At 49.3% G+C, this 270-nt stretch carries 1 protein-coding gene; it reads left to right on the top strand.

The genetic code is table 11. The features are described from left to right. On the top strand, positions 1-270 hold a 270-nt coding region (locus tag ACWPKD_RS15260), incomplete at both ends, for a SprB repeat-containing protein (protein WP_455413543.1).

Here is a 270-nt window from a genome sequence, read left to right as displayed (position 1 = left end):
AAAACCGATGTATCCTGTAACGGTGGAGCTAACGGAACGGCGACTGTTGTAGCTGCCGGCGGAACAGCCTCTTATACTTATTCGTGGGCTCCTTTAGGTGGAACTGGCGCAACAGCTTCAGGATTAATTGCCGGAACCTATACGTGCACCATCACCGATGCTAACGGGTGTCAGGCGACAAGATCGTTCACCATCAACCAACCAACTGTTTTGAGTTCAACAGGTTCTAAAACCGATGTATCTTGTAATGGTGGTTCAAACGGAACAGCG

The organism is Flavobacterium pedocola, assembly GCF_053764385.1.
The sequence above is the reverse complement of the archived record's forward strand: the minus strand, read 5'-3'. Positions and strand labels throughout refer to the sequence as shown.